22 protein-coding genes are annotated in these 24,594 nt (G+C 73.0%); 9 read left to right on the top strand and 13 right to left on the bottom strand.

The window, feature by feature from the left end:
• Positions 1-7: 7 nt before the first annotated feature.
• A complete protein-coding gene (locus tag ACH4LD_RS13935) occupies positions 8-1,309 on the bottom strand; it encodes a serine-threonine protein kinase (protein ID WP_398055739.1) in 1,302 nt (433 codons plus the stop codon).
• Between the two features lie 32 nt (positions 1,310-1,341).
• Positions 1,342-2,562, bottom strand: coding sequence for an exo-beta-N-acetylmuramidase NamZ domain-containing protein (locus tag ACH4LD_RS13930; protein ID WP_398055740.1), 1,221 nt, complete (start codon positions 2,560-2,562; stop codon positions 1,342-1,344).
• A 157-nt stretch (positions 2,563-2,719) separates the two neighbouring features.
• Between ACH4LD_RS13930 and ACH4LD_RS13925 the strand changes: the two genes are divergently transcribed.
• The 3 genes from ACH4LD_RS13925 to ACH4LD_RS13915 are packed head-to-tail and all read left to right on the top strand — an operon-like array spanning position 2,720 to position 5,771.
• Positions 2,720-3,493 (top strand): SDR family oxidoreductase, encoded by a 774-nt coding sequence (locus ACH4LD_RS13925; RefSeq protein WP_398055741.1) that lies wholly within the window; start codon positions 2,720-2,722, stop codon positions 3,491-3,493.
• Positions 3,490-5,142: a class I adenylate-forming enzyme family protein gene (locus ACH4LD_RS13920; RefSeq protein ID WP_398055742.1), complete on the top strand. Its 1,653-nt coding sequence runs from the start codon at positions 3,490-3,492 to the stop codon at positions 5,140-5,142. Before ACH4LD_RS13925 ends, ACH4LD_RS13920 begins: the two co-directional genes overlap by 4 nt.
• A gap of 35 nt (positions 5,143-5,177) precedes the next feature.
• Positions 5,178-5,771 carry a TetR/AcrR family transcriptional regulator gene (locus ACH4LD_RS13915; RefSeq protein WP_041665058.1) on the top strand — a complete coding sequence of 198 codons (594 nt, stop codon included), beginning with the start codon at positions 5,178-5,180 and terminating at the stop codon, positions 5,769-5,771.
• A 33-nt stretch (positions 5,772-5,804) separates the two neighbouring features.
• On the opposite strand, the gene ACH4LD_RS13910 is transcribed toward ACH4LD_RS13915, so the two are convergent.
• The 7 genes from ACH4LD_RS13910 to ACH4LD_RS13880 form a co-directional block, all read right to left on the bottom strand.
• Positions 5,805-7,028, bottom strand: a complete 1,224-nt coding sequence (locus ACH4LD_RS13910) for an acyl-CoA dehydrogenase family protein (protein ID WP_398055743.1) — start codon at positions 7,026-7,028, stop codon at positions 5,805-5,807.
• Between the two features lie 5 nt (positions 7,029-7,033).
• On the bottom strand, positions 7,034-8,056 hold the full coding sequence (locus ACH4LD_RS13905; RefSeq protein ID WP_132786415.1) for a phosphotransferase family protein: 1,023 nt from the start codon (positions 8,054-8,056) through the stop codon (positions 7,034-7,036).
• A gap of 167 nt (positions 8,057-8,223) precedes the next feature.
• A complete protein-coding gene (locus tag ACH4LD_RS13900; protein WP_398055744.1) occupies positions 8,224-8,523 on the bottom strand; it encodes a hypothetical protein in 300 nt (99 codons plus the stop codon).
• Positions 8,524-8,703: 180 nt separating this feature from the next.
• Positions 8,704-9,033, bottom strand: coding sequence for a DUF202 domain-containing protein (locus ACH4LD_RS13895; RefSeq protein WP_398055745.1), 330 nt, complete (start codon positions 9,031-9,033; stop codon positions 8,704-8,706).
• Positions 9,030-9,422: a YidH family protein gene (locus ACH4LD_RS13890; RefSeq protein ID WP_398055746.1), complete on the bottom strand. Its 393-nt coding sequence runs from the start codon at positions 9,420-9,422 to the stop codon at positions 9,030-9,032. The genes ACH4LD_RS13895 and ACH4LD_RS13890 overlap by 4 nt, the downstream gene beginning before the upstream one ends.
• Positions 9,423-9,443: 21 nt before the next feature.
• A complete protein-coding gene (locus ACH4LD_RS13885) occupies positions 9,444-9,959 on the bottom strand; it encodes an NUDIX domain-containing protein (RefSeq protein ID WP_398055747.1) in 516 nt (171 codons plus the stop codon).
• A 136-nt stretch (positions 9,960-10,095) separates the two neighbouring features.
• A complete protein-coding gene (locus tag ACH4LD_RS13880) occupies positions 10,096-10,992 on the bottom strand; it encodes a DMT family transporter (protein WP_132786418.1) in 897 nt (298 codons plus the stop codon).
• Between the two features lie 394 nt (positions 10,993-11,386).
• Between ACH4LD_RS13880 and ACH4LD_RS13875 the strand changes: the two genes are divergently transcribed.
• The 3 genes from ACH4LD_RS13875 to ACH4LD_RS13865 all read left to right on the top strand — a co-directional run bounded on the left by ACH4LD_RS13875 (position 11,387) and on the right by ACH4LD_RS13865 (position 13,839).
• Positions 11,387-12,370, top strand: a complete 984-nt coding sequence (locus tag ACH4LD_RS13875; RefSeq protein WP_398055748.1) for a hypothetical protein — start codon at positions 11,387-11,389, stop codon at positions 12,368-12,370.
• 118 nt (positions 12,371-12,488) lie between these two features.
• Positions 12,489-13,229 carry a molybdopterin-dependent oxidoreductase gene (locus ACH4LD_RS13870; RefSeq protein WP_132786420.1) on the top strand — a complete coding sequence of 247 codons (741 nt, stop codon included), beginning with the start codon at positions 12,489-12,491 and terminating at the stop codon, positions 13,227-13,229.
• Entirely contained in the window at positions 13,213-13,839 is a 627-nt protein-coding gene (locus ACH4LD_RS13865) for a cytochrome b/b6 domain-containing protein (protein ID WP_132786421.1), read from the top strand. Before ACH4LD_RS13870 ends, ACH4LD_RS13865 begins: the two co-directional genes overlap by 17 nt.
• A gap of 12 nt (positions 13,840-13,851) precedes the next feature.
• Here the strand turns inward: ACH4LD_RS13865 and ACH4LD_RS13860 are convergent, their stop codons facing one another.
• From ACH4LD_RS13860 to ACH4LD_RS13845, 4 genes are read right to left on the bottom strand one after another with little or no spacing between them, the layout of a single operon-like run.
• Positions 13,852-14,871, bottom strand: coding sequence for an L-idonate 5-dehydrogenase (locus ACH4LD_RS13860; RefSeq protein ID WP_398055749.1), 1,020 nt, complete (start codon positions 14,869-14,871; stop codon positions 13,852-13,854).
• 14 nt (positions 14,872-14,885) lie between these two features.
• Positions 14,886-15,647: an SDR family oxidoreductase gene (locus ACH4LD_RS13855; protein ID WP_398055750.1), complete on the bottom strand. Its 762-nt coding sequence runs from the start codon at positions 15,645-15,647 to the stop codon at positions 14,886-14,888.
• Between the two features lie 10 nt (positions 15,648-15,657).
• Positions 15,658-17,055 carry a GntP family permease gene (locus ACH4LD_RS13850; RefSeq protein ID WP_398055751.1) on the bottom strand — a complete coding sequence of 466 codons (1,398 nt, stop codon included), beginning with the start codon at positions 17,053-17,055 and terminating at the stop codon, positions 15,658-15,660.
• Positions 17,056-17,095: 40 nt separating this feature from the next.
• Positions 17,096-17,623 (bottom strand): gluconokinase, encoded by a 528-nt coding sequence (locus ACH4LD_RS13845; protein WP_398055752.1) that lies wholly within the window; start codon positions 17,621-17,623, stop codon positions 17,096-17,098.
• Positions 17,624-17,762: 139 nt separating this feature from the next.
• Between ACH4LD_RS13845 and ACH4LD_RS13840 the strand changes: the two genes are divergently transcribed.
• The 3 genes from ACH4LD_RS13840 to ACH4LD_RS13830 all read left to right on the top strand — a co-directional run bounded on the left by ACH4LD_RS13840 (position 17,763) and on the right by ACH4LD_RS13830 (position 24,526).
• Positions 17,763-18,476 carry a FadR/GntR family transcriptional regulator gene (locus ACH4LD_RS13840; protein ID WP_132786426.1) on the top strand — a complete coding sequence of 238 codons (714 nt, stop codon included), beginning with the start codon at positions 17,763-17,765 and terminating at the stop codon, positions 18,474-18,476.
• Positions 18,477-18,984: 508 nt separating this feature from the next.
• Complete coding sequence (locus ACH4LD_RS13835; protein WP_398055753.1) at positions 18,985-21,828, top strand: helix-turn-helix transcriptional regulator; 2,844 nt, start codon at positions 18,985-18,987, stop codon at positions 21,826-21,828.
• Positions 21,829-21,985: 157 nt separating this feature from the next.
• Positions 21,986-24,526: a LuxR C-terminal-related transcriptional regulator gene (locus ACH4LD_RS13830; RefSeq protein ID WP_398055754.1), complete on the top strand. Its 2,541-nt coding sequence runs from the start codon at positions 21,986-21,988 to the stop codon at positions 24,524-24,526.
• Positions 24,527-24,594 lie beyond the last annotated feature (68 nt).

The raw sequence follows: 24,594 nt of genomic DNA, 5'->3' as shown, positions 1-24,594 counted from the left end.
CGGCGGGTCAGGCGATGCGGCCCGCCGCCAGTACCACCCGTGCCAGTTCGGGGTGCACGATGTCGCTGTGCGCCCCGGACGGCGGGCCCCCGCGCCGGACCACGGCCGCCGCGTCCACGTTCACGCACCCCGACGCGGGCAGCCGGCCGGCGAGAGCCGCCGCCAGGTCGAGCCGTGCGGTACCCGGGACCGCCTGCACCCCGTCGTGCCCCAGGGCGCCCCAGCGCGGTCCCAGCACCGCCGCGATCTCGTTGCCCACGCAGGCGCGGTCGTCCCCGGAGAGCCGGGAGGCCAGCGGGTAGAAGGTGCCGAGGGCCGCGTCGAAGTGCGAGTAGCAGCACACCAACGGGCCGTCGACGCGCCCGTGGAGGCCCTTGAGCGCACCCGACCGGTCCGGCGCGTGCGGCAGCCGGGCCGCGAACGCGTAGTGCGAGAAGGCACCCTGGAGCAGGGTCACCGACTTCACCGTGCGCACGCCGCCGGGCAGCCCGCGCAGCGCGAACGCCACCAGCCGGCCGCCGAAGCTGTGCCCGACCAGATGCACCCGCACCCCGGGCGCCGCCCCCGCCAACCGCCCCAGCAGCGGGCCGAGTCCCCGCTCACCGACCGTCCCGGCCCGCCGTTTCATCTGGTGGTACGTCGCCTGCCGCAGCAACTCCTTCGCGCCGTCCCACGGGTTCGGAAGGGTGAACCGGGCGGCGGCGCCGGACCCGTCGAGCGCCGCCAGGGCCTCGGCGAACTGCTCGCACGCGGTCACCGGGTCGCCACCGAACACCGCCGGTTCGCCGTCCTCGTCCGTGTCGGCCACCACCCCCTGCCCGTCGTCGTCCAGCAGCAGCCGCACCAGCCGCCCGAACTCGGTCAGCCCCTCGGTGCCGCCCGGCCGGTCGTCCAGCATCCGGGCCACCTCGTCCAGCACGGTCGTCCGGCCCGGAAACGCCGCCGGCAGGGCGCGCCGGGTGTCCTTGTCCAGCGCCGGGCGCGGTGCCGCCTCCGCCTCCACGGCCGCCACGGACCTCGGGAAGTCCGGGATCGGCTCGTCACTGAACCGCATCGACGGCCAGATCACGCCGACGTACCCCAGCCGGGCCTTCGCAGCCAGCCGCGGGACCGGCGCGAAGAAGCGGCGGTACAGCGCGGTCGCGCCCGAGCGGTCGTTGTTCCAGCCGTGTGAGAAGACGATCAGGTCGCGGACGCCGTGGTCCGTGACCTGCGTCAGCAGCCGGTCGCGTTCGGCGCCGTCGGCATCCCCGCCGGCGTCGAAGGTCAACTCCCAGTAGGGAGTCACACCCGTCCCAGGATCCGCCATGCCAGACCCCCACATCCCCGTGAGGAGGAGCGCTACTTGTACAGGAGATACCCCTTCCGGACCCGCCGGAACGCGGCCAGCTCCTCCTGCCACGCGCCCGTCACCTCGTCGGTGCCGGCGCCCGCGTCGATCAGCGTGCGGACCTGGGCGGAACCGGTGAGCTTGTCGATCCAGTTGTCGGACCGCCAGGCGAAACCGCCCCACGCCTTCCTGGCGGTCACCAGCAGCGCGATCCCGGTGCGTACGGGGTCGTAGGCGGCCCGGTCGGTCACATGGATCTGCAGCCCGCCGACGGTCTTGCCCTGGAACTTGGAGAACGTGGGCGTGAAGTACGCCTCCCGGAACCGCACGCCCGGCAGGCCCGCCTCGTTCGCCGCGGCGGCCCAGCGGCCGTCGAGGCCCTCGGCGCCGAGCAGTTCGAAGGGCCGGGTCGTCCCGCGCCCCTCGGAGAGGTTGGTGCCCTCGAACATGCAGGTCCCGGAGTACACCAACGCGGTGTCCGGCGTCGGCATGTTGGGGCTCGGCGGCACCCAGGGCAGACCGGAGGCGTCGTAGAACGCGGAGCGCTTCCAGCCCGACATGCGCACGGTCTCCAGCGGGACGGGCGTGGCCAGGAACTCCCCGTTGAACAGGCGGGCCAGCTCCGCCACCGTCATGCCGTGCGCCTGCGCGACCGGCTGGCGGCCGACGAAGGTGGCGAACTCCTTGTGCAGCACCGGGCCCTCGGCCTCACGTCCGGTCACCGGGTTCGGGCGGTCCAGCACGACGAACCGCTTGCCGGCGAGCTGGGCCGCCTCCATGCAGTCGTAGAGGGTCCAGATGTACGTGTAGAAGCGGGCGCCGACGTCCTGGATGTCGAAGACGACCGTGTCGACGCCGGAGGCGGTGAAGACGTCGGCGAGCGGGCGGCCGCTCTTCAGGTACGTGTCGTACACCGGGAGGCCGGTCGCGGGGTCGTCGTAGCGGCCCTCGGAGCCGCCCGCCTGCGCGGTGCCCCGGAAGCCGTGCTCGGGGCCGAAGACCGCCGTCAGCCTGACGCGGGGGTCCCGGTGCATGACGTCGACGATGTGCTGTGCGTCCCTGGTGACGCCGGTGGGGTTGGTGACGACGCCTACTTTCTGGCCGGACAGGAGTGAGTAACCGTCGGCCGCCAGTCTTTCGAAGCCGGTGCGGAGTTGTTCGTGGTGCGGGGGCGCCGGTGGAGTCGCCGACAGCGCGGCCGAGGCGAGCAGGTTTCTTCTGGAGAGGTGCATGGGGTCCTCCGGTGAGTGGGCACGTGCAGGCCGTCCTTGCTTGCTCGCGCAGTTCCCCGCGCCCCTAGAGGTTGGTGCAGTCACCCTTTCTTTTACACATACCGACCGGTTAGTCTGGCGACCGCTGAGCCGAGTCGCACCGTGTCGAAGGAGACCGATGGTGGAAGCCGTGCAGGATGCGGGAGTGATCGTCACCGGAGCCGGCGGGGGGATCGGGGCGGCGCTGGCCCGGCGGTTCGCCGCCGAGGGGGCGCGGGTCGTGGTGAACGACCTGGACGCCGGGAAGGCCAAGGCGGTGGCCGAGGAGATCGGCGGGACCGCCGTGCCCGGTGACGCCTCCGCGATCGTCGCCGAGGCCCGCGACGCGCTCGGCGGCACGGTGGACGTCTACTGCGCCAACGCGGGCGTCGCCTTCGAGGACGGCGACCTCGACGCCACCCTCGACGAGAAGACCTGGGCCACGTCGTGGGACGTGAACCTGATGGCCCACGTCCGGGCCGCGCACGCCCTGCTGCCCGACTGGCTGGAGCGGGGCGGCGGGCGGTTCGTCTCCACCGTCTCCGCCGCCGGGCTGCTCACCATGATCGGCGCGCCCTCCTACAGCGTGACCAAGCACGGCGCCTACGCCTTCGCCGAGTGGCTGTCGCTGACGTACCGGCACCGGGGGATCAAGGTCCACGCGATCTGCCCGCAGGGCGTCCGCACCGACATGCTGGCCGCCACCGGCAGCGCGGGCGACCTGGTGCTCCAGCCGACCGCGATCGCCCCCGAGGCCGTCGCCGACGCCCTGTTCCAGGGCATCGCGCAGGACCGCTTCCTGATCCTGCCGCACCCCGAGGTCGCCGGCTTCTACCAGGCGCGGGCCGGCGAGCCCGACCGCTGGCTCACGAACATGAACCACCTCCAGCAGAAGTGGGAGGCCGCCCGGTGACCGCCTCCCCGTACGCGGCCCGGCCCTGGCTCGCCCTGCTGACCGAGGCCCAGCGCGCCCCGGTCGACCCCGCCGACTCCCTCGTGCACGCCCTGCGCGATGCCGTCGCCCAGGCCCCCGACCGCACCTTCCTCGCCTACTTCGGCGCCCGGATCGGCTACCGGGAGGCCGACGAGCTGAGCGACGCCGTCGCCGCCCACCTCGTCGCGCGCGGCCTGGAGCGCGGCGACCGGGTGGCCGTCCTGCTGCAGAACTCCCCGCACTTCGTGCTCGCCGTGCTCGGCGCCTGGAAGGCGGGCGCGACCGTCGTCCCGGTCAACCCCATGTACAAGTCGGGGGAGGTGGCGCACGTCCTGCGGGACGGCGAGGTGGCCGCGCTGATCTGCTCCGACCGGGCCTGGGAGGCGTACCTGAGGGAGACGGCCGCCGGCTCGCCGGTGCGGATCGTGCTCACCGCCTGCGAACGGGACTTCCAGACCCGCGACGACCCGCGCGTGCTGGGCTTCGAGCGGCTGCCCCAGGCCCCGGACGCCGACGATCTGGTGGCCGTCGCCCGGCAGGGCGGCCGGGCCCCCGAGGGCCGCTCGCCGCGCCCGGACGACATCGCGCTGATCAGCTACACCTCGGGCACCAGCGGCACGCCCAAGGGCGCCACGAACACGCACGCGAACGTCATGCACAACGTCGAGCGGCAGGTCACCGGGCTCGGCCTGCCCGAGGCGCCCGTCTACTACGCGCTCGCGCCGCTGTTCCACATCACCGGCATGGTCTGCCAGTTCGGCGCCTGCCTGGCCGCCGCCGGCACCCTCGTGCTCACCTACCGCTTCGAGGCCGGCGTCGTCCTGGACGCCTTCGCCGAGCACCGCCCGCACTACACCGTCGGCCCCTCCACCGCCTACATGGCGCTCGCCGCCCGCCCCGAGGCCACCCGCGAGCACTTCGCCTCGTTCGTGAACCTGTCGTCGGGCGGCGCCCCCGTGCCGCCGGCCCTGGTGGAGGCGTTCCGGGAGCGCTTCGGGCCGTACATCCGCGTCGGCTACGGCCTCACCGAGTGCACCGCCCCCTGCGCCTCCGTCCCGCCCCACCTGGAAGCTCCCGTGGACCCGGTCTCGGGGACGCTCTCCGTGGGCCTGCCCGGCGCCGACACGGTCGTGCGCATCCTGGACGAGCACGGCGCGGAGGTGCCCCTCGGGCAGCCTGGCGAGATCGTCGTCCGGGGGCCGCAGGTGGTGCCCGGGTACTGGCGGCGGCCGGACGCCACCGCCGAGACCTTCCCGGACGGCGAGCTGCGCACCGGCGACATCGGGTTCATGGACGAGCAGGGGTGGCTGTACGTCGTGGACCGCAAGAAGGACATGATCAACGCGTCCGGATTCAAGGTGTGGCCGCGCGAGGTCGAGGACGTCCTCTACACCCACCCGGCGGTGCGCGAGGCGGCCGTCGTCGGGGTCCCCGACGGGTACCGTGGCGAGACCGTCAAGGCCTACGTCAGCCTCCGTCCGGGGGCCGAGGCGGACCCGGATGAACTCGCGGTGTACTGCAAGGAGAGACTGGCCGCCTACAAGTACCCGCGGCAGGTGGAGGTCCTGCCCGACTTGCCCAAGACGGCGAGTGGGAAGATCCTCCGGCGGGAACTGCGTTCCCGCTAGCAGCGAGTGACCTCACGGAAAGGCAGGTGGCGGCAGTGCCCAGGACGACGGACGGAGACGGGACGCCCGTCCCGCAGCGGCTGCTGGCCGCCGCCACCCGGCTCTTCGCCGAGCAGGGCTACGACCGCACCTCCGTGCAGGAGATCGTGGAGGCGGCCGGCGTCACCAAGGGGGCGCTGTACCACTACTTCGGCTCCAAGGACGACCTGCTGCACGAGGTGTACGCGCGCGTGCTGCGCCTCCAGCAGGAGCGGCTGGACACGTTCGCGAACGCCGACGAGCCGGTGGAGAAGCGGCTCAGGGACGCGGCGGCCGACGTCGTCGTCACCACGATCGAGAACCTCGACGACGCCATGATCTTCTTCCGGTCCATGCACCACCTGAGCCCGGAGAAGAACAAGCAGGTCCGCGCCGAGCGCCGGCGCTACCACGAGCGTTTCCGCGCCCTCGTGGAGGAGGGTCAGAAGGCGGGCGTCTTCTCCACGGCGACCCCGGCCGACCTGGTCGTGGACTACCACTTCGGCTCGGTCCACCACCTGTCGACGTGGTACCGGCCGGACGGCCCGATGGGCCCGCAGGAGGTGGCCGACCACCTGGCCGACCTGCTCCTGCGGGCCCTGCGGCCGTAGGGACCCCGGACGCACCCGAGGGGTGCGGGGACCTCAGAGGTACTTCTTCAGCTCCCGGCGGGCCAGCGACCGCTGGTGGACCTCGTCCGGGCCGTCGGCGAGCATCAGCGTGCGGGCGCTCGCGTACAGCTCGGCCAGCGGGAAGTCCTGGCTCACCCCGCCCGCGCCGTGCAGCTGGATCGCCCGGTCCAGGATGCCGACCACCGCGCGCGGGGTGGCGATCTTGATGGCCTGGATCTCCGTGTGGGCGCCCTTGTTGCCGACGGTGTCCATCAGCCAGGCCGTCTTCAGCACCAGCAGCCGCAGCTGCTCGACGGTGACCCGGGCGTCGGCGATCCAGTTCTGGACCACCCCCTGCTGGGCCAGCGCCTTGCCGAACGCGGTACGGGTCACGGCCCGCCGGCACATCAGCTCGATCGCCCGCTCGGCCATCCCGATCAGCCGCATGCAGTGGTGGATCCGGCCGGGGCCGAGCCGGGCCTGGGCGATGGCGAAGCCGCCGCCCTCCTCGCCGACGAGGTTCGACACGGGCACGCGCGCGTGGTCGAAGACGACTTCGGCGTGGCCGCCGTGCGAGTGGTCCTCGTAGCCGAAGACCTGCATCGCGCGCTTGACCGTGACACCGGGCGTGTCACGCGGGACCAGGACCATGGACTGCTGGCGGCGGATGTCCGCCCCGTCCGGGTCGGTCTTGCCCATCACGATGAAGATCTTGCAGTCCGGGTTCATCGCCCCGGAGATGTACCACTTGCGGCCCGTGATGACGTACTCGTCCGTGCCGTCGGAGGCTCGCTCGATGTGCGTGGTGATGTTGGTGGCGTCCGAGGACGCCACCTCCGGCTCGGTCATCGCGAACGCCGATCGGATCTCACCGGCCAGCAGCGGCTCCAGCCACTGCTTCTTCTGCTCCTCGGTGCCGAACTGCGCCAGCACCTCCATGTTCCCGGTGTCGGGCGCGGCGCAGTTGGTCGCGGTCGGCGCGAGGTGCGGGGAACGGCCGGTGATCTCGGCGAGCGGCGCGTACTGGAGATTGGTCAGCCCGGCGCCGTACTCGGCGTCCGGGAGGAAGAGGTTCCACAGACCCTGCCTGCGGGCCTCGGCCTTCAGTTCCTCGACCACGGCCGGCGTGTCCCAGGGGGAGGCGAGGGCGGCCCGCTGCTCCTCCGCGACCGTCTCGGCCGGGTAGACGTAGTCGTCCATGAAGGCGAGGAGCCTGGCGCGCAGCTCCTCGGTGCGCGCGTCGAACGCGAAGTCCATGCCGGTCAGCCTTCCTGAAGGGTCGTGAGTCCGTGGTCGATGAAGACGGGCACGAGGTCGCCGATGCGGTCGAAGCCACGGCCCACCGTCTGGCCGAGCGTGTACCGGTAGTGGATGCCCTCCAGGATCACGGCGAGCTTGAACCAGGCGAAAGCCGTGTACCAGGAGACGGCCGAGACGTCCCGGCCGGACCGGGCGGCGTACCGCTCGACCAGCTCCCGCGGATCGGGGTGCCCCGGCGCCTCGGCGGTGGTGGAGACGGGTGAGTCGGGCATCCCGAGCGGCAGGCTGTACATCACCAGCAGACCCAGGTCGGTGAGCGGGTCGCCCAGCGTGGACATCTCCCAGTCGAGGATCGCCCTGATCCTGTCGTCGTCCCCGATGAGGACGTTGTCCAGGCGGTAGTCGCCGTGGACGACCGCCGGGGCGGGGGAGGCGGGCAGCCGGCGGCCGAGGGCGGCGTGCAACTCGTCGATGCCCGCGAGCTCGCGGTTGCGGGAGGCGTCCAGCTGCTTGCCCCAGCGGCGCAGCTGCCGGTCCAGGAAGCCCTCCGGGCGGCCGAAGTCGGCGAGGCCCACCTCGGCGGGGTCCACGGCGTGCAGCTCGACCAGCGTGTCCACCAGGGACAGCACCGCGTTCCGGGTGCGCTCCGCGCCGAGCGGGGCGAGCTGGTCGGCGGTGCGGTACGGCGTGCCCTGAACGAACTCCATGACGTAGAAGGGCGCCCCGAGCACGTCCTCGTCCTCGCACAGCAGCAGCGGGCGCGGGACCGGCACCCGGGTCGGGTGCAGCGCGCTGATCACCCGGTGCTCGCGCCTCATGTCGTGCGCGGTGGCCAGCACATGGCCGAGCGGCGGCCGGCGGACGACCCACCGGGACGTGCCGTCCGAGAGCGCGTAGGTGAGGTTCGACCGTCCGCCCTCGATCAGCCGTCCGGTCAGGGGGCCGTTCACCAGGCCGGGGCGCTCGCGGTCGAGCAGGGCGCGCAGCCGGTCAAGGTCGAGACCGGGCGGGTGGTCGGCGCTCATTCATCACTCCTACGAACCGGCGAACAGGACTGGTCTCATGATGCCGACCGGTCGGTATGCCGTCCAGTGCGCGTGGTGAAGATCGGGCGGAACGTGACCGGAGCCACGATAGGCCGACGGCCCCCCGGCGCGCTGCCCGGGAGCCGTCGGCCCTCGTCCGTGGTGGGTCAGTGGTCGTCCCAGTGGTCCCCGTGCTCGGCGTGCCGGTGTCCGTCGTGCAGGTAGTCCACGTGGTCGCCGTGCCGCACCTGGGCGTGTCCGCACTCGTCGTGGTGCACGTGCTCATGGTCCTCGTGGACGGAGTGCCCGGCCGGCTCGCACTCGTCCCAGTGGCCCTCGTGCTCCCGGTGCAGATGGCCGTCGTGGACGTAGTCGACATGGTCGCCGTGCGGTACGGCGTGGTGTCCGCAGTCCGGCCCGTGGCGGTGCGCCGTGTGCTCGGTGTGTTCCTGGTGAAGGGTGGTCATGGTGCTCACCTTCGGGGGGTACGGGATGCCTGACGTCCGCAGACTGCCACGCGAACGCCGCGTATCGGGACATCCCGGTTGCGTGGCGCACGAGTACCCCGGAGAGCCGAGGGCACCGGCTGCCGCCGCGGCGTCCCCGAGGACGAAGGGCGCGCGGCGGGCAGGGGAGTCGGGCCGCCCCTAGACCACCACCAGTACGGCCGCGCACACCGCCATCGCCACCGCGCACAGCACCGCCGCCGTCGCGTGGCGCGGGGCGAGGACGGGTGGCGGGGTACCGGCCGCCAGGGCGTGGATGCGGAGGTGGGCGACCCGGAGGAAGGCCAGGCACAGCCCGCAGCACAGCGCGCACAGGACGATCCCGGCGGCCGAGGCGCCGCCGTGCAGCGCCGCCCGCACGGCCAGTACGGCGGCCACGGTGGCCGACAGGGTCGTACGCCGCCAGGCCAGCCGGGTGCGCTCCGGCTGGAGCCCGGGGTCCCGCCCGGCGCCCGCCTCCCCGGCGCTCACCCTTCCCACCCGACCAGGACCACCAGCACCATCGCGACGGCCACCACCGCCACGACCAGGCTCAGCAGCGCGGGGAAGCGGGACGTGGGCAGGTCGTCGCCGCGGCGCATCGCGCGCTCGCAGCGCACCCAGTGGTTCACGGCGCGCAGGGAGCACAGGGCGCCGGCCGCGAGCAGGGCCAGCGCGAGCCCGACCCGCCAGGCCCAGCGCAGGTCCGGGAGGAACTGGTCCACCGCGAATCCGCCGCCGATCAGCGCCAGCGCGGTGCGCAGCCAGGCGAGGAAGGTGCGCTCGTTGGCCAGCGAGAACCGGTAGTCGGGGGTCCCGCCCTCGTCCCGCACCCGCTCCGGCGCGAACCACAGCCGGATGTTCCGCACGAATTCGCTCACGCGGCCGACCCTACCGGGCGGTCACCGGCCCGCCCGGAACGCCCGCAGCCGCTCGTAGGCCGCCAGCCCGTCCGGTACCCACTCCCACTCGCCGAGCCGCCGCTCGACCTCCTCCTCGGGCAGGAAGGCGTGCCACTGGACCTCCTCCGCCTGGGGGCGCACGGGCAGTTCGCAGCGCACCTCGTACACCGCCGACCACCAGCTGTTCCCGGCGCCGTCGTCGTAGAGGAACTTGAAGAGGAACTCCGGCCGGGGCAGCCCCGTCACGCCCAGCTCCTCCTCGGCCTCCCGCAGCGCCGCCTCGTCGTAGGACTCGCCCGCGCCGACCACCCCGCCGACGAACACGTCGTACAGGGAGGGGAACACCAGTTTGGTCGCCGTGCGCCGGTGCACGAAGAGCCGGCCGGCCGCGTCCCGGGCCTCGATGAACACACAGCGGTGGCGCAGCCCGCGGGCATAGGCCTCGCCGCGCGGGTACTGGGCGACGACCCGGTCGTGCTCGTCGACGATGTCGAGGATCTCGTCAGCAGGATTCATGCCGGTCATCCAAGCAGGGCCGACTTGGCCGGGCGGGGGCGCCTCTACCGGTGTTTCGATCGGGCGGGGGTGCCTCGACCGGTGCCGTGCCCGGGCGGGGTGTCAGCATGGGCCACCCCGCCCCGCCCCGGCACGATCAGCGGCGTTGGAGGTCCCGGGGGTCCGGCTCCGTCTCCGTCGTGCCGCACGGCATCGCCGGATGCAGTCCGAGCAGCACGATGCCCGCCACCACCGCCGCGAGTCCGGCCGCCTCCCCGGCCAGCGCCCCGGTGTCGGTGCGCAGCCGGTCGCCCATGAAGCCCACGCCGCACAGGATCCCGGCGAGCGGCTCGGCCGCCGTGAGCGCGGGCAGCGACATGCGCAGCGGGGCCGTCTCGAACGCGCTCTGCACCAGGACGAGCCCGGTGACCCCGCAGGCCACCACGCCGTACGGCTGCCAGCCGGTGAACAGTTCGGTGAGGCCGCCGTCGGAGAAGCGGGTGCCGCTCACCCGGGTGAGCGCGTCCTGGACGCCGTAGAGCAGCCCGGCCGCCAGGGCCAGCAGCACCGGGCCCCAGCTCAGCCGGGAGCGCTTGGCGTACGTCGTCAGGACCAGGGCCGCGCCCACCACCGCTCCGATGATCAGCCAGTGCCGCAGCGGATCGGTGACCGCCGTGCCGCCGCGCGGCTCGCCCGCGACGATGAACGCGCTCACCCCGCCCGCGAGCAGCAGCAGCCCCGCCCAGCCCTGGCGGCCGAGCGGTTGCCCGGTCTGGTGCCGGGAGAGGGCGAGGGCGAACAGCAGGTTGGTCGCGAGCAGCGGCTCGACCAGGGAGATCTCACCCTTGCCGAGGGCGATCGCGCCGAGCACCATGCCGGCCACCATCAGCCCGAGACCGCCCAGCCAGCGTGGTATCCGCATGAGGTCGAGCAGCAGTCGGAAGGAGAGGAAGTCGCTGAGCGGGGCCTTCTGTGCCGCGTTCTGCTGGAGCACGAATCCGAAGCCCAGACAGCAGGCCGCGCTCACGGCGAGAAGGAGAACCAGAACCGACACGCTGTGTACCTCGATCATCCGGCCGTACCACGGGCGGTAGTGGCCGACTGTAGCGCTCCCGGGACGGCATTGCCCCGGAAGTACCCGGAACCGGGCGGTTGACTCGTCGTGGTCCGGGGCCTGACTCGCCATGGTCCGGGGCCGGGACCCGCCGCGCCATGGCGTACGCCACAGAAGCCGGGGCGTACGCCCGGAAACGGGATGGCGTACGCCACAGGAACTTTGCCGGCCGGGCCCCGAGCGACCCGGCCCACCTGCACCGGGACGATCAAATTCCGTTACCCGTAAGGAAGTTGAAGCTCGTACCATCACCGTTCCGCTTGACGCAAACCTTGGCTGAGGGTTTGCTGTGCGTGATCGGTCGATGGCAGCCCGAGAAACAGGAAGTCCCGCGGTGCCCCCTCTCCCGCCTCTGCTCGGCACTCGCCGGGCCCCCACGGAACCGTCCGGCAAGACCTCCGAGACCGCCGAGGACGCCTCCGGGGCCTTCGACGCCGCCCTCGACGACGCGGAACTGCGCACCGCCCGGGCCGCCCTGGGCCAGGGCCGGCGGCAGGCCGCCCGCTCCCTGCTGGTGCACACCGGCGACGACTGGGACCGCCGCGGCCACCGCCTCACCGTGCTCGCCCAGGATCCCTACGCCGCCGCCTGGGCGACCGACTGGCTGACCGCCGAGCCCGGCTCCGCCGACGCCACCACCCTGCTCGCCCTGGCCCTGGTGCACCGCGCCTTACGCGGCAAGGAGGAACCCGGCCCGGCCCGCGAGGCCTGCGACACCGCCGCAGCGCTCGCCCCCGACGACCCCACCCCCTGGCTCGGCCGGCTGCTGCTCGCCCGCGCCCTCGGCCCGGAGCGCGAGGTGCTCGCCGCCTTCGCCGGACTGCGCCGCCGCCACCCCGAGCACCACCACGCCCACCACCTGCTGATCGCCCGCCTCGCCGAACGGCCCGCCGGCGGCCGGGCCGAGACCCACGAGGTGTACGACCTCGCCGAACTGGCCGCGGCCGAGGCCCCCGCCGACTCCCCGCTGGCCGTCCTGCCGGTCGTCGCCTACGCCGAGCGCTACCGGGCCCTCGCCGCCACCGGCCTCGCCCCCGCCGACCCGGCCGCCTCCGGGCACTGGTCCGGCCCGCGCGCCCGACGCATCCTGCGCGCCTGCTTCGACTGGTGGCTGGAGTGGGAGCAGGACGAACACCCGCGCCGCCACGTCGACCTCAACCACCTCGCGTTCGCCCTGTCCTGCGCCGGCCGCCCGGCCGAGGCGGCGGCCCTCTTCCAGCGCATCGGCGCGCACGCCACCCCGGCGCCCTGGTCGTACGCGCACCCCGACCCCCGCGCGGCCTTCCACGCGGCCCGCGCCCGCGCGCTCGGGCACTGAGACACCGGGACCCGGACGCCGTACGCCGAGAAGTGACGCACGTAAGAAGTGATTACGGAAATCTGACCAGTGGCCCGATCGCCTGGCCCCGCGCGGCCCCGAGTGCTCGAATGAATACGTGAACTCTGAACAATCCGGCGAACAGGCACCCGAGCGGGACGGCCGGCCCATCGGCCGCCGGGTCTTCCTCGGCACCCTCGGCCTGGGCGCGCTCGGGGTGGTCGCGGCACCCGCGCTGCAACGAGGCGTCGAAGGGTTCCTCGGCGGGGTCGCCGGCAAGGACCCCACGGGCCTGACCGGTCTGCTGCCCAACGGCGGCGGCTTCCGCTACTACTCCGTCGCCGCGTCCGTGCCGCACAGGACCGCCGCCGACTACCGCCTCACCATCGACGGCCTGGTCGACCACCCGCGTGGCTACACCCTCGACGAGCTGCGCGCCCTGCCGCAGACCCGGCTGGTCAAGGACGTCCAGTGCGTCACCGGCTGGCGGGTCCCCGGCACCCCCTTCGAGGGCGTACGCCTGTCCCACCTGCTCGACGCCGCGGGCGTCCGCTCCTCCGCCAAGGCGCTCCGCTTCACCTGCTTCGACGGCACCTACACCGAGAGCCTCACCCTCGACCAGGCGCGCCGCCCGGACGTGCTGGTCGCCCTGCGCATGCAGGACAAGGACATCGGCCACGACCACGGCGGTCCGGTCCGCCTCTACGTCGCCCCCATGTACTTCTACAAGTCCGCCAAGTGGCTCTCCGGCATCACCGTCACCGACCGGGTGAAGCCGGGCTACTGGGAGGACCTCGGCTACGACGTCGACGCCTGGGTCGGCCGCTCGAACGGACGCGACGATGAGCCTACGAGCTGAGACCCCGGCCCCGCCGGGCGCCCGCGTCCACCGCTTCACCCGCGCCGAACGCTGGGTGCACCGCGCGACGGCCGCGCTGATGGGCGTCTGCGTGGTGACCGCGGCCGTCCTCTACATCCCGCAACTGGCGGTCCTGGTCGGCCGCCGGGAACTGGTCGTCCGGGTGCACGAGTGCGCGGGGCTCGCGCTGCCCGTGCCGGTCCTGCTGGGCCTGGCCTCCCGTGCCTTCCGCGCCGACCTGCGCTTCCTCAACCGCTTCGGCCCGCACGACCGGGTCTGGCTGCGCGCCGCGCTGCGCCGCGACCGGCGTCACGGCTCGCGCCCCGCGGGCAAGTTCAACGCGGGGCAGAAGGTCTACGCCGCGTGGATCGCCGGCGCGACCCTGGTCATGCTCGGTACCGGCCTGATGATGTGGTTCACCCGTCTCACCCCGCTGATGTGGCGCACCTCGGCGACCTTCGTCCACGACTGGCTGGCCCTGACGATCGGCGTGGTCCTGGCCGGCCACATCGGCATGGCCCTGGGCGACCCGGAGGCGAGGCGGGGGCTGCGGACGGGAACGGTGAGCGAGCAGTGGGCGGACCGGGAACACCCGCTCTGGCGCCCGTAGCCCCTGTCCCGCTCAGAACTCCAGCAGCACCTTGCAGGACCGCCCCCGGTCGGCGGCCAGCGCGAACGCGGACTCCGCTTCCGTCACGGGGACCACGGAACTGATCAGCCCGTCGAACTCGCCCCGGGCGGCGAGCAGTTCCAGCGCGTCGTCGAACTCGGCGTCGAACCGGAACGCGCCCCGCAGTTCGATCTCCCGGCTCACCACCAGGTTCCCCGCGAACGGCGTCCGCCCGGCCGGCAGCATCCCGAGCTGGACGACCACACCCCCGCGCCGCACCCGCCGCAGACAGGTGTCCAGGCCGGCGGCCACCCCCGACGCCTCCACGGCCACATCCACCTCCGCCGGCCACCCGGGATCGTCCGGATCATCTGCCCGCACCAGCGTGTCGGCACCGGCGACGGCCGCGTACCCCAGCGCCTCGGGCACCAGGTCGGTCACCGTCACCCGCGCCGCGCCCGCCGCCCTGGCCGCCGCGACGACCAGGCACCCGATCGGCCCGGCCCCGGTGACCAGCACATGACGTCCGGCCACCTCCCCGGCCCGCCGCACCGCGTGCAGCGCCACCGACAGGGGCTCGGCCAGCGCGGCCCGGCGCGGCCCGAGCCCGTCCGGCAGCGCCCTCAACTGGCCGGCGGGAACGGCCACTCGACCGGCGAAACCGCCCTGCACATGCGGAAACCGCGCCGCACTGCCCAGATACCGCGTGTCGCGGCACACGTTCGCCCGTCCGCCGGCGCACTCCGGGCACGCCCCGCACGGCGTGGCCGGGTGCACGGCGACCGCCGTACCCGGAGCGGGACCGGTGGCTCCGGGGCCGTAGGACACCACCGTGCCGACCACCTCGTGCCCGAGCACCATCGGCTCGCGGAGCCGGAAGTCCCCGACCCCGCCGTGCCGCCAGTAGTGCAGGTCGGACCCGCACACCCCGCCGTACCGGACCGCCACCAGCGCCTCGCCGGGCCCGGGCTGAGGAGGTGTCAGCTCCGCCACCCGCAGATCGCCGGCCCCGTGGATCACACACCCCAGCACGCCCGCCGCCCCTTTCACAGCACGCTCGTCATGCCGCCGTCGACGTACAGCACCTGCCCGCCGACGAAGTCCGCCGCGGGCGAGGCCAGGAAGAGCAGCCCGCCCACCAGGTCCTCGGTACGGCCCCAGCGCCCGGCGGGGGTGCGGCGGCGCACCCACGCGCTGAACTCCTCGTCCTCGACCAGGGGCCGGGTCAACTCGGTCTCGATGTAGCCGGGGCCGAGGCCGTTGACCTGGATGCCGTACGGCCCCCAGTCGGCGCACATGCCCTTGGTGAGCATCTTCAGCGCGCCCTTGGTCGCCGCGTACGGCGCGATCCCGGGGCGGACCACCTCGCTCTGCAACGAGCAGATGTTGATGATCTTGCCGTGACCGCGTGCCGTCATCCGCCGGGCGGCCTCCCGGCCGACGAGGAACGCGCTGGTGAGGTTGGTGTCCAGGATGCGGTGCCAGTCGGCGTCCGCGAACTGAAGCAGCGGGGCGCGCAGTTGCATGCCCGCGTTGTTGACCAGGATGTCGAGCGGGCCCACCCGCTCCTCGACGTCCGCGATCCCGGCGGCCACGGCCGGACCGTCGGTCACGTCGAACACCGCCGTACGCACCGCACCGGGAAGGCCCGCCGCGGCCTCGGCCAGCCGGCCGGGGTCGCGCCCGTTGAGGACCACCGTGCAGCCGGCCTCGGCCAGGCCCCGGGCCAGCGCGAGGCCGATGCCCCGGCTGGACCCGGTGACCAGCGCCGTACGGCCGCTGATGTCGAAGAGGGGGTGAGCCGTCACCGTCGTACCCCTAGATGATCAGGGAGAGGAGCAGGACCAGGCCGCCGGCGACCACCGAGATGATCGTCTCCATCACCGACCAGGTCTTCACGGTCTGCCCGACGCTCAGCCCGAAGTACTCCTTCACCAGCCAGAAACCGGCGTCGTTGACATGGCTGAAGAACAGCGAGCCCGCGCCGATGGCCAGGACGAGCAGGGCCGTGTGCGTGGTCGACATGTCGGCCGCGAGCGGCGCGACCAGACCGGCCGCCGAGACCGTCGCCACCGTCGCCGAGCCGGTCGCCAGCCGGATGGCCACCGCGATCAGCCAGGCCAGCAGCAGTGCCGGGATCGACCAGTCCTTGGAGACGTCCAGGATCATCTGGCCCACGCCCGAGTCGATCAGCGTCTGCTTGAAGCCGCCGCCCGCGCCCACGATCAGCAGGATGCCGGCGATGGGCATGAGGCCCTTCTCGACGGTCTGCTGGAGCCGGTCCTTGGTGAACCCGGCGGGCCGGCCCAGCGTGAAGAAGCCGACGATCACGGCGGCGAGCAGGGCGATCAGCGGCGAACCGACGACGTCGAAGACGCGCTGGGTCGTGTCCGTGGCGTCGTCGATGACGATGTCCACCAGCGCCTTGGCCAGCATCAGCACCACCGGCAGCAGCACGGTGGCCAGCGTCGCGCCGAAGCCCGGACGGCGCTCAAGCTGCTCCGAGGCGCGCTGCGGCAGCATCCGGTCGGGCGCCGGCACGTCCACCCAGCGGGCCGCGACCCTGGAGAACAGCGGACCGGCGATGATCACCGTCGGGATGGCGACCAGGATGCCGAGCGCCAGGGTCACGCCCAGGTTGGCCTTGACCGCGTCGATGGCGACCAGCGGGCCGGGGTGCGGCGGGATCAGGCCGTGCATCACGGACAGGCCGGCGAGCGCCGGGATGCCGATGCGCATCAGGGAGTAGTTGCCGCGCTTGGCGACCATCAGCACGACCGGGATCAGCAGCACGATGCCGACCTCGAAGAACAGCGGCAGTCCGATCACGGAGGCGATCAGCACCATCGCCCAGGGCATGGCGCGCCCGCCGGCCTTGGCGAGGATCGTGTCCACGATCTCGTCGGCACCACCGGAGTCGGCGAGCAGCTTGCCCAGGATCGCCCCGAGCGCGATCAGGACGCCGACGCCGGCCACGGTGGAGCCGAGCCCGGTGGTGAAGCTGGTGATGGCCTTGTCGAGCGGTGCCCCGGCGACCGCCCCGAGCGCCAGTGACCCGATGGTCAGCGCCAGGAAGGCATGGAGCTTGAACTTGGTGATGAGCAGGACGATCACCGCGATGCCCACCAGGACGGCTATGCCCAGCTGGGCGTGTCCGGCGGACGTGATCGGCGGAGGCGCGTCCGCTGCCAGCATCTCGACGCTGAGTCTGGTCACGGGGGTTCCCTTGCGGTTACGGGGGGTGTGCTGACGGGCGCTACTGAGCGGTGCCCGCGGTGTCGGGAAGCAGGTCGAGTGCCTGTACGGCGCGCTCGGTGATCTCCTGGGGGCTGCCGCTGACGTCCACGGCGACTCCCGTCTCGTCCGGCTCCAGGGGCTGGAGCGTCGCGAACTGGGAGTCCAGCAGCGCGGTGGGCATGAAGTGCCCCTGACGCTGCGACATCCGTTCCTCGATCAGCCGCCGGTCGCCCGTGAGGTGCAGGAACACGATCCCGGGGGCCACGGCCCGGAGCCGGTCGCGGTACGACCGCTTCAGCGCCGAGCTGCTGACCACCCCGCCCAGTCCGGCCCGGCCGTGCGCCCAGTGCCCGATGGCCTCCAGCCACGGCCACCGGTCGGCGTCGTCGAGCGGGATCCCGGCCGACATCTTGGCGATGTTGGCCTGGGGGTGGAAGTCGTCGCCCTCGGCGTACGGGACGCCCAGCCGCGCGGCGAGCAAGGGACCGATCGTGGTCTTGCCCGTCCCCGCGACGCCCATCACGACGACGACCTGGGGGGTTCGCATCACTGCCTCGCTGTCTTCCTCGACATCGACGCCACTGCGGCGTCGCCACACTGAAACCCATTAGGTACGACGAATTCAAGAGTCTGTGACATATAAGTCTGACTTTTTGTCGCAGTGATCCACGCCGTACGCTGAGTGCATGACCACACCGGGCCGGGGGCTGCACGGCCGCGTACTGGACGCCCTCGGCCCCGCGATCACCGCGGGCGAGTACCCGCCGGGCAGTGTTCTGCGCACCGACGAGCTGGCACAGCACTTCGAGGTGTCGCGCTCCGTGATGCGCGAGGCGGTCCGCGTGCTCGAATCCATGCACCTGGTGGAGTCCCGCCGCCGGGTGGGCGTCACGGTCCGTCCCAAGGCCGAGTGGAACGTCTACGACCCGCAGGTCATCCGCTGGCGCCTGGCGGGCGCCGACCGCCCGCACCAACTGCGCTCCCTCACCGTGCTGCGCTCCGCGATCGAGCCCGTCGCGGCCGGCCTCGCCGCGCAGCACGCCACCGCCGAGCAGTGCGCCGAGCTCACCGAGTGCGCGCTCGGCATGGTGGCCAACTCACGCGGCCACAAGCTGGAGAAGTACCTGGTCCACGACATCGCCTTCCACCGGGTCGTCCTCACCGCCTCGGGCAACGAGATGTTCGCCCGCCTCGGCGACGTCGTCGCGGAGGTGCTGGCCGGCCGCACCCATCACGAGGTCATGTTCGAGGACCCCGACCCGGCGGCCGTCACCCTGCACGTCCAGGTGGCCGAGGCGGTCCGCGCCGGCGACGCGCACCGCGCGGAGGAACTGACCCGGCAGATCACCGTGGGCGCCCTCCAGGAACTGGACATCCTGGCGCCGAACGAGAGGCCCTAGGTGTGCTGTCCCGGACCGGGTTCGGGGCCGATCGTGCCGGCGCCGCCCTCCCGGCGTCGCGTCGCGACCTGTCACCGTCGTGAGTCCGCCGACAACGCACAGGGTGTGTCTGTCAACGCACTCTGCGGGCGTACGGCGGCTCTCCGGGCCGCCGCACGGACATCATGGGGCCGTCAGTGACGCAGTCGGTCACTGCTGAACGCTGAGGCGTCGGCCGACCGTGAGGGGTCTCCCGGCCCGTCCCCGCCTCCCATCCTGACTGAGAGGTGAACGAGTCGATGTCGCCGCACCCTCCGATCACCGGCCCCTGCGACGGCGTGGCGGACGAAACGTTTCTCCTTTCCCTGTGCCAGGGACGCCGTCGCCCGGCCGGAACGCGGCCCCGTGCCGTTCACGGCCGGATCACCCACCTCGCCGAGTGCTGAGTTCCGGACCGGCACGTGCCTGTCCGCGCAGGGGGCGGCGGCCCGCCGTCGCCGCTCCGGCACCGTCTCTCCCAAGGATTCACATGGAGCGTTCCCAGCAAGCGTCCGGGCTCGACCGAGCCGACAGCCGGCAACCGCCGTTCAGAGGCCGGGAAGCGGAGATGCGCGTCCTGCGCACGCGCTTCAGGGAGCTGCTGCGGGGGCGCGGTGGAGTCGTCTGCGTCGAGGGCGCTTCCGGCAGCGGCAAGACCCGTTTCCTGGCGGAGGCCCGTGACGCGGCACTGCGGCAGGGGATCCAGGTGTTCCAGGCGGGCGCGGATCCGGACGGTCAGTTCGTCCCGCTGGGTTCCTTGCTGGGCGGAGCGCTGACCGATGGCAGGCGTCTGTTCGACGCGGAAGGGCTGCGTGCCCTCGCGGCGGCGCCCGAGCAGCGGTTCTGGCTGCTGCAGGGCTTGCAGGACGCGCTGGAGCGGGCGGCGCTCGACGCCCCGTCGGTCATCGCTGTGGACGACTGCCAGTGGCTGGACGACATGTCGCTCCTGGCGCTGCGCGTGCTCCCGGCCCGGCTGGCGGATCACGCGATCCTGTGGATCGTGGCCGTACGCGACGGGGCCTGCACGCCCACGGTGCGCTCGACCCTGGAAAGCCTTCTGGAGGCCGGTGCCTGCCGCCTCCCTCTCGCTGCCCTGACCGACGACGAGGTCGCGAGGATCACCGAGGACGTGCTCGGAGCGGCGCCCGACGCGAGGACGTTGCGTGCCGCCCGCCGCGCGGAAGGCGTTCCCCTGCTCCTCATCGAACTGGTGCGCGGTCTGCGGGACGAGCACGCAGTGATCGTCGAGGACGGCGTCGCACGGATGACCGCCGACCGGCTCCCCACCGGTTTCCACATGTCCGTGCGACAGCGTCTCGACAGACTCGGCGCACCGGCCCAGGACGTGGTGCAGACCGCCGCCGCGGTGGGCCGCAGCGTCGCCATCGGACTGCTCGCCGAACTGCTCGGCCGCCCGGTGGCGGCACTGATCGGGCCGGTGCGGGAGTTGCTCGACGCCGATCTGCTGTTCGAGCACGGTGGCCGCCTCCACTTCCGCCATGACCTGATCCGCGAGGCCGTCGAGAGCGGCGTGCCCGCAGCGGTGCGCACGGCGCTGCGCCGCAGTGCCGCCGACGCCCTGCTCCAGCGCGCCGCACCGCTGACGGAGGTCGCCGCCCTGCTCCTGGACAGCGCGGAGCCGGGCGACCGGACGGCCGTCCGGCTGTTGCGGGCGGCTGCCGGGGAACTCTCCGCGACCGCTCCCGCGTCGGCCGCGGAGCTGAGCCGCCGGGCCCTGGATCTCACGGCCGGGCAGGACCCCGAACGGCCCGCGATCCTCGCCGAGACCGTGCTTCTCCTCTGGCAGGCGGGGCAGACGGCCGAGGCCAGGCTCCTCGCCGCGACCGCGCTGCCGGGGGAGCGGGAACCGGAGGCCGAGGCACGGCTACGACTCGGTCTGGCCCGTGTGTCGAGCCAGTACAGCTTCACGGAGGCGGCCGAGCAGGCCCGCGCGGGGGCCGCACTCGCCGGCATCCCGGAGACATTGCGCGCCGAATTGCTGGCACTGCGGTGTCTGAACCTGTCCATGGTGGGCGACATGGAGGCGACGGCCGAAGCCGTGACCGAGGCGCTCGCGGTCGCCGAACGGGCACGGGCCAAGGCGGCCTGGGCCACGGCGATCGCCGTCGACTCGGTGGTGCGGTTCTACCGGCTGGACTGGACCTCAGCGTTCGAACTCGCCGACCGGGCCGCGGCCTTGGCGGCCGAGGTCGGGATAGGGCATTCGCTGTGGGTGCCGGAGGCCCTGTGGAAGACGTTCCTGCTCAACGCCGCGGGCCGGTCCCCGGAGGCGCTCGCCGAGTCCGAAGCCGGTATGCGCGAGACCCAGCGGCAAGGCCAGGCGGCGGCCACGTATCTGTGGCGCACGAACCGCTCCCGGGTCCTGCTCGACGCGGGACGGCTGGAAGAGGCGCAGGTCGAGGCCGAGGCCGCGGGCACCATGTTCGACGACCTGGGTCCGGGCGACTTCGCCGACGCCACCCTGCTGTACTCGCTGGGCCGTGCCGCCGTGTACCGGAACGACCTGGAAGCGGCCAGGCGGTACGCGGAGGAGGCCAAGCGGATGCTGGGCGCTCCGGCGGTCCTCGTGCGCAACGCCGGCTCGTGGCTGATCGCGCTGGTGGCCGACGCCGAAGGCCGTCCCGATGAGGCGATGGACGTCCTGGACGAGGCGGTGAGCACGTTCGACCAGGACGGCCCCTCCCTGGCCAGCCCTGATGATCCGGCCGACCTTCCCGTCTTCGTCCGCATGGCCCTGCGGGCGGGAGCGGTGGACCGCGCGGCATCCGCGGCGGAGATCGCGGTGCGCCGGGCGGCCCTCAACCCGCGGTTTGCGATCCTCACGGCAGCGGCTGCCCACGCCCGTGGCCTGTTCGACAACGATCTGGCCCTGCTGCTGCGGGCCGCCGATCTCTACCGGGACACTCCCCGCCTGCTTCCCCGTGCGTCGGCGCTGGAGGACGTAGGACGCAAGATGACCGCTGTCCGTGCCGTGGACGCCGTGCCCTTCCTCGACAGGGCGCTCGACCTGTACACCGAGGCGGGTGCCGAGCGGGAGGCGGCGCGGGTCCGTCGCCGGCTGCGGGCGGTGGGGGCGCCCCGGCGTCGTACGACGTCCAGGGGGTCCGTCAAGGGATGGCCGGAGCTGACCGCGTCCGAGGTCGAGGTGATCCGGCTGGTGGCCCAAGGGCTGACGAACCGGCAGGTCGCCCAGCGCCTGGAGAACTCGCCGCACACCGTGAGCACGCACCTGCGTCACGTCTTCACCAAATTCGGCATCACGTCACGTGCCGAACTCACCCGTCTGGTCCGGGCGCGCGAACACTCTGCGTGACACGTTGATATCGCAGGGGTGGACGGCGGAACCCTTGCCCGTTGTGCGATGTGCCGGACAAGCCCTGAATGCCAGGATCACTGCGGATTCCTTCTTGGATCCGTTCGTCTTGACGATCTCCTTCATCAGTTCCGAAGGCAAAGGCAGAGCGATGAACATGACGGAAGTCGAGATGGCCGGCACCCGGGGCGCCCCCGTGCAGATGTCCCTCTCCGGTCTGGACGACGAGCGGCGCAGCGCGTTCCTGCTGGCCCTCGGTCTGTGCCCCGGTCCCGTCCCGGACGACGGCGCGGTCACCGCCCGCGCCCGCCTGGTCGTGCTGCGCCACGAGGCCGAGGAGCACCCGCTCCTCCTCAGCGCCGACGAGCTGCCCCGGCTCTCCGGGCGGACCGCGACAGCGCTCGAACTCCTCACGCCTGAGCTTGCGGAGTACCCGACCGGCGCTACGGCCGCTCCCCCGGCAGGAGTGCTGGTACGGCCCGGTGACGAGGAATCCGCGGACCGCCTCCTGCGCGAGGCCTTCCCGGCCATGGCCCCCCGGACCAGACGGCAGGTGCTGGCCAGGACGGTGGGCAGCCCGCTGGCCCTCCTGGAACCAGGTGCCGGGGGCGATACCGTCCGGCCTTCGCCCGGCGGGACGCTCCCGAAGGTGGTGCCCCTGCTGGAGGGCATCGAGGCGCTGGTCACCGCGCGCCTCACGCGGCTGCCCGCCACGACGAGAGACGCCCTGCTGATGGCGGCTCTGGCGGGCGACGGTGACACGCACGTGCCGCGACGTCCGGGAGGCCTCGCGGCATGGACCGTGCTACGAGCCGCCGAGACCGCGAAACTGGTCGAGGTGGACCACGAGGCCCACCGAGTCATCTTCCGCCACCCACTGATCCGGTCGGCCGTCGTCGCATCCTCGACCCACGTCGAGCGGCGCCGGGCACACCGCGCCCTGGCAGACCTCGTGAGCGACCCCGAACGCAGGGCCTGGCACCTGGCCGAGGCATCCGTCGCCCCCGACGAAACAGTCGCGGGACTGCTGGAGCAGGCCGCCCGCCGCGCCACGCACCGGGGAGACGCCACGGACGCGGTCGCCGCTCTCGTCCGTGCCGCACACCTCAGCCCACGCCCCGCCGAGCGCAGCCGACGGCTCGCTGCGGCCGCCTACCTCGGCGCCGGCGCCAGTGGTGAGCTGGACAGCGCGGCGGACCTCCTGCGTCAGGCCCGCACGATCGCCCCCGAGAACGGCGGGGCCCTGCACGCCGCGGCGGCCGCCGCCCTCCTCCTCGTCGAAGGCGACGGCGTCATCGAGACGGCACACCGGCTGGTCGTGGACGCGATCGAGGAAGGCTCCCACGGCTACGACGCCACAGACGGCGAACTGATCGATGCCCTGTCCACGCTGCTGACCATCTGCTGGTGGGCCGGCCGGGAGGAGTTCTGGCCGCCGCTCCTCGAAGCGATCGACCGGCTGGTCCCCGAGCCGCCGCACGAGCTCCTCCTCCTGCGCCAGGCCTTCCCCGACCCCGCCCGTGCACCGGCGCGCACCCGACAGCGTGTGGCGGAACTGATCCGGCGCCAGGACGCCACATCGCACCCCGACAGCCTCCTCCGGGTCAACACCGCCGCCACGTACCTCGACCTGCTGGCCGACGGCAGGGCCGGTGCCCGGCGGCTGATCCACAGCGGCCGGACCGGTGGCGCTGCCGCCGGCGCCCTGGCCGGATTCATGCACCTCTGCCTCGACGACTTCGTCACCGGGCGCTGGGAGGAGGGCCGGCGCCTCGCCGCGGAGGGACTGGCCCTGGCCAAGGCCCACGGTTACGAATTCACCAGCTGGTACTTCCTCTTCCACACGGCTCTCCTCGGCGCCGTACGCGGCGACGCGACCGCCTGGACCGCCTGCGCCGACGAACTGACCCGGGTGACCGTCCAGCGTCGGGCCCACGGCGCTGCCCGCTACGCCCACCACGTCCGGGCCCTGGGCGCGATCGGCCGGGGCGACTTCGAGGCCGCCTACCACCACGCCTGCGACCTCAGCCCCGCGGGCACGCTCACCCCGTACAACCCGCACGCCCTGTGGGTCGCCCTGGACCTGGTCGAGTCGGCCGTGCGCACCAACCGCCGTGAGCAGGCCGAGGCCCACGTGCGTGCCATGCGCGCGGCCGGTCCGGAAGCCGTCTCACCCCGCCTCTCGATGCTCACCCGAGCCGCGCGCGCCCTCGTGGCCCCCGACACCGAAGCCCTGCTCCTGTTCCAGGAGGCCATCGACTCACCCGGCGCCCGGGACTGGCCCTTCGACCACGCCCGCGTGCGGCTCCTCTACGGCGAACGCCTGCGACGACTGCGCAGGGTCGCCGAAGGCCGCCACCACCTGCGCGCCGCATGGGAGACCTTCGAGCGCTTGGGTGCCGCCCCCTGGGCGGCGAGGTCCGCCGAGGAACTCCGGGCAGCCGGCCGGCCCTGGCCCGGTACGGCCGCCGACCCCACCCCGTCCGCCGGACTGACCGCGCAGGAGACGAAGATCGCTCTCCTGGCCGCCGAAGGGCTGTCCAACAAGCAGATCGGCGAACTGCTCTTCCTGTCCCCCCGCACGGTGGGCACCCACCTGTACCGGCTCTTCCCCAAACTCCGCGTCAGCTCACGAGCGGCCCTGCGCGACGCGCTCACCCGACGCCTCGCAGGCAGCGACGCGGACCCGGGGTCCTGAGCCGTAGCCCCCGGCAGAGCGCGAGGCGACCGGCCAGGCACCAGGAGTCTCCCGCGTGCGCCGCCGCG

This window comes from Streptomyces sp. NPDC017676, from assembly GCF_044329325.1.
Taxonomy (GTDB): Bacteria; Actinomycetota; Actinomycetes; order Streptomycetales; family Streptomycetaceae; genus Streptomyces.
This window is presented reverse-complemented; position numbering and strand designations above follow the sequence as displayed.